The organism is Microvirga sp. Mcv34 (assembly GCF_024519725.1).
GTDB lineage: Bacteria > Pseudomonadota > Alphaproteobacteria > Rhizobiales > Beijerinckiaceae > Microvirga.
Map to the genome: position 1 here is coordinate 1 of NZ_JALJRK010000248.1, position 1135 is coordinate 1135.

General features: G+C 58.4%; 2 protein-coding genes. Both read left to right on the forward strand.

Annotation, left to right across the window (positions count from 1 at the left end; all coding sequences use genetic code 11):
• Positions 1 to 222: 222 nt before the first annotated feature.
• Complete coding sequence (locus OC446_RS30435) at positions 223 to 741, forward strand: helix-turn-helix domain-containing protein (RefSeq protein ID WP_262032594.1); 519 nt, start codon at positions 223 to 225, stop codon at positions 739 to 741.
• A gap of 149 nt (positions 742 to 890) precedes the next feature.
• Positions 891 to 1135: hypothetical protein (locus OC446_RS30440; protein WP_262032595.1), on the forward strand; the 245-nt coding region annotated here is incomplete at its 3' end.

Sequence of the window (1135 nt, forward strand, 5' to 3'; positions counted from 1 at the left end):
GTTTAGTGCGGCAGCGTTGTTGGGATCGGCTGCGGCTTGCCTGATCAGGTCGTCCGAAGTCGCCTCAAGGGCGCCGAAGTTCGTCCATCTACTCAACAAGCCTCCCGATCCATACGCCTGCTCCGATCTTGCAGGTCGTTGCCGCCGCCACAGAGGTTTTGCATTCGGACCTTCCGCAGGGTAGTTGCCATTCGACGATTGATTCTGGCCTGGAGTGCTGGGGTGCGCGACGTGAGCTTTGGTCAGCAGATATTTAACCGCAGGAAAGAGCTGAAGCTGTCCCTGCGTGAGCTCTCGCGCCTGTCTGGGATTGCCGCCTCGACGATTTCTCGTGTCGAGAACGGGCGCTTCTCCCCAACCCTGGACAATGCCGTCAGGCTGGCCACAGCCCTCAGGATAGAGCTTGCTGACCAGAGAGGCACTAGCAACGTAGAGGCCCCGCAGGTTGAACCGTCTGTAAGCCGCCTGCCAGAGGATGCCCGGGCAGACGGCAATCCCGTCACGTACAATGAAATCGCCATCACCGTTCTGAAAGCCGGAATACGTAGGAACCTGAGCAAGATCGCGGCTCGTGGCTCGTATCGTCAGATGCTTGTCCTGAGAGGCTCGGCCCAGATGCGTACGAACGACGGCTTTCGGGCGAACCTGAAGCCGGGGGCCATGGTCGACTGTCGGGCGATCGCGCTGCAGACGTATTTTGCCGTGGCGGCAGAGGAAGCAGAGTTACTCTGGATCAGATAAGGGTCATGTCTGGATGCTGCAGGTTTTCGATTGGCATTGGGCCCGCTGCTGATCACAACATGTCGCTTTCAGCGCATTGCGGTGTAATCATCACATGAAGGCTATCGTTGGTGTCTCATGAAGAAATTCGCTTTGGGAAGAGATTCTCTTTGGGCGTTCTTACCGTTCTGCTTGCAACAGGCTCTCTGGCCCAAGAGAACTCTTTGACTCCTGCGATGAGTTGCCGTCAGGCCCGTGGCCTCGTCGCCAGCCGGGGAGCAGTCGTGCTGGGAATCGGGCCGGACACGTATGACCGCTATGTAAGCGGACAACAGTTCTGCCAAATTGGCGAACGGGCCCAGCCGGTCTGGGTCCCCACAGCGGATGTGCGGCAATGTTTCATCGGCTATCGCTG